The organism is Psychroserpens sp. BH13MA-6 (assembly GCF_052983595.1).
This window is the reverse complement of record NZ_JBRJGE010000024.1, coordinates 1-3,067: the sequence shown is the minus strand read 5'-3', so window position 1 is coordinate 3,067 and position 3,067 is coordinate 1. Positions and strand designations below refer to the sequence as shown.

Genomic DNA, 3,067 nt, shown 5'->3' with positions numbered 1-3,067 from the left:
TTTCTTTTCCTAAAATTTTGTCGAATTCAGTCGTCGAATTTTTATTTTCCGAACATCCAATGAATAGAAGTAAGATTATGAATATTTTGAAAACTTTCATTTGGTTGGTCATATGTTTGCTAACGTGTTTGTGTATGGCTAGTCGCGATTTTGGGAGCGTGTTTTGTTCCGTCGAGACTAAGTTTGATTAAAGGTAGGAATTTTTCCTTGACTTAAGCAACTGAGCGATTAGCTATACACGTTGTTGGCAAATCGTTTTTTATTTCACCATTGGTTTTATAATGATAGTTTTTTTCTTACCTATTAAACCTATATTTAGTCCAACATTAATAAGCAATGTAATCGGAAATAATAATGTTCCGATACAACCAAAGTTGAAATCTGTCAATATTTCTTTTCCAGATTTTGGGTTCATTCCTTCTCTGGAAACTGATTTAAAAACTTTACCAAATAAATAATAATCAGTACTTGTCCAACCTTTTTTCAGAGGCGTTTCGAGAACTAGATTTACATAATCAATATTTTCTTGATTGAATTTTCCGTGTTTTGGTCCGTTTCCACCTAATAATTCTCCTGACCAACCTTTTGCTTTAGGATTGTGAAATTGAATATCGTCAATAGTTAGCCACTCATTATCAGGCCAAATAAAACTGATTTCTGTTTCACAGTCTTTCGCAGTTACTGAATAAATTCCGTTCGATTTGATATTGGTTTTGTCGTCAATTGTAAAAACTGAATGATCAGAAAACTTTTTTTCTAAATATTCTTTCCAATTTTTAATATCAGTTCCGGTTTTCATTCAAAATGTTTGCCAACGTAATTGTGTATGATATCGTGCGATTGGAAATGATCGTTATTTTCCGTCGTCACTATTCTAAAGTTTAAATATAAGAATTAAAACTGAAGCTAGAGTAGAGCATGGATTATACACGTTGTTAGCTACTGTAGGGCAGAAGAGGTCATAGGAAAACCACAAAGCTGCGGAATATTCCGCATTGCAACCGAATCAGAATGCACAGAAACCAATTTGGCTGAAAAGCCCAAGAATCCGCTACTTTTCCAAACACACAACGAATCAAATCGCATTTAGGTTGCAACCCAGTTTAAGAAATGAGCATTATTTTAAGAGTAATAGTTTTAGAGGAATCTGAAGTGCTGAGGTCTATTCAGAAAGTTTCATGACCAGCTTTATTTTCGGTAGTGCACTATTGTTGCTAACGTAATTGTGTATGATTAGTTGCGGAATTTCAGCCGAAGCGCTTTGCGCTCGGATGAGCCGTTCACGGCGAAAATTCCGCGGGAAAAGAAGCGCGAGGTTGAACAAGCAATTCTTTCCGAGTTTTAAAGATAGTAATTTATGTGAGAATTTTTCCTCGTCTTAGCCAACAAAAGCAATTAATTATACACGGTGTTGGCAGTAGTTTTTATTTCAAAATACTTTCGATAAACTTTTTTAAATCTCTTTCAACTTTATTTTTACCTCCAATAGAGTTTTCATAGAATAAAGTTCTAAAGCCACTAACATCAAATGGCAGTTTATCTCTTTTCTTATCACATAATAATATAGTTGGCTTATTTATAGCATGTGCGTAACCAATTTCATAAAACACATTCGGGTTATCTGGAGTTATTTCAGCAATTATTATATAAGATTCCTTAATATTATCAATTATATCCTTAATTATTGGACTTGAGGTATAAAATTCATCTGCTCTCAAACATTCAAGGTCATAGGATTCAGTAACAGGTTTTATAACGTCATTATACAAAGTATTGTACTCATCAGAAAATTGCATAACTATAAACACTTTTGGTTTAATAGGTCTATACTTGACATTGTACAATTTAGTTTCTGTTCCACTTAATCTGAATTCGATAGGAGATTCGTTCAATGTAGATTCTCCTTGTACCATTAAAATATTATTTACGTATAAAGAAATGTTGGAGCCAGAAACCTCAATTTTAAATGACAGTTCTTGCGTTATATCATAGTTAGACAAAGAACCACTTACCTTATAACTCTCTTTATTAGGAACAATGAACTTTTGTGCATCTTTACTACAACCAATTATTGCAATTTCTCCATTATTTCTTTTTAGAGCCACAACACAGCCTGAATTATCGTCTTTAAATTTCGCTTTGAATTCTATTATTCCATTTGAGAAATTCGCATCGGTTCTTAATTCAACTCTCGTAATACTTTTTTCTTCATTTTCTTTGTCAAGAACCTCTTTAAAAGTTACTTCTCCATTTTGAATTGTGGCTTTACCTTCAATTATTGCAAAATTCTTTATTTCTTTCATAATGTTTTTTTAATTACTGCCAACGTAATTGTGTATGATTAGTTGCGGAATTTCAGCCGAAGCGCTTTGCGCTTGGATGAGCCGTTCACGGCGAAAATTCCGCTGGAAAAGAAGCGCAAGGTTGAACCAGCAATTCTTTCCGATGTTTAAATATAGTGAATTATGTGAGAATTTTTACTTGTCTTAAACACCTACCGCAATGAATTATACACGTTGTTGTGAGCTGGCTTTTTTTTTTTNTTTAATTCCGAACCTAATGTTTTTAAATTTTGTTCTGTTTCAATACCGATTTTAGTTTTCGCAATTCGGTCTCCAATTCTGCGTGATGGACTTACAAATGTAAACATCAAATCGATTGGGATAATTGGTAAAAAATTTCGTAAAGAGCTTTGCCATTCAGACGCTTTTTCATTTTTAAGATTTTTAACTTGAATTCCGAAAAGTCTTTTTCCGATACTTTTTCCATTTAGAAAGTCCTTATTCATAGCGATTGGATAGACAATCATCATTGCCAGGAATAGATTATTAGTCGAAGCAACAATCAGAAATCCGATTGCTCCAATGATCATATAATCAACTACAAATGCTTTGATTCTATTTTCTAATATTGATTTCAGGCGATGGGTTTTTTAGCTTGCTCACAACGTAATTGTGTATGATATCGTGCGATTGGGAACGTTCGTTATTTTCCGTCATCACGAATCATTTTTTAAATATAAGAATTAAAATTAAAGCAAGAGTAGAGCATGGATTATACACGTTGT

3 protein-coding genes are annotated in these 3,067 nt (G+C 33.0%); all 3 read right to left on the bottom strand.

Annotated features, from left to right (window positions below):
* Positions 1-259 precede the first annotated feature (259 nt).
* A complete protein-coding gene (locus ACU8DI_RS15235) occupies positions 260-799 on the bottom strand; it encodes a hypothetical protein (RefSeq protein ID WP_447113652.1) in 540 nt (179 codons plus the stop codon).
* A gap of 625 nt (positions 800-1,424) precedes the next feature.
* A complete protein-coding gene (locus ACU8DI_RS15230) occupies positions 1,425-2,303 on the bottom strand; it encodes a hypothetical protein (protein WP_447113651.1) in 879 nt (292 codons plus the stop codon).
* Positions 2,304-2,494: 191 nt separating this feature from the next.
* A complete protein-coding gene (locus ACU8DI_RS15225) occupies positions 2,495-2,896 on the bottom strand; it encodes an RDD family protein (protein ID WP_447113653.1) in 402 nt (133 codons plus the stop codon).
* Positions 2,897-3,067 lie beyond the last annotated feature (171 nt).

What these genes read in the sequence shown, in the direction of transcription:
- ACU8DI_RS15230 (WP_447113651.1), bottom strand. Translation starts at nt 2,303, where the DNA reads ATGAAAGAAATAAAGAATTTTGCAATAATTGAAGGTAAAGCCACAATT.
- ACU8DI_RS15235 (WP_447113652.1), bottom strand. Translation starts at nt 799, where the DNA reads ATGAAAACCGGAACTGATATTAAAAATTGGAAAGAATATTTAGAAAAA.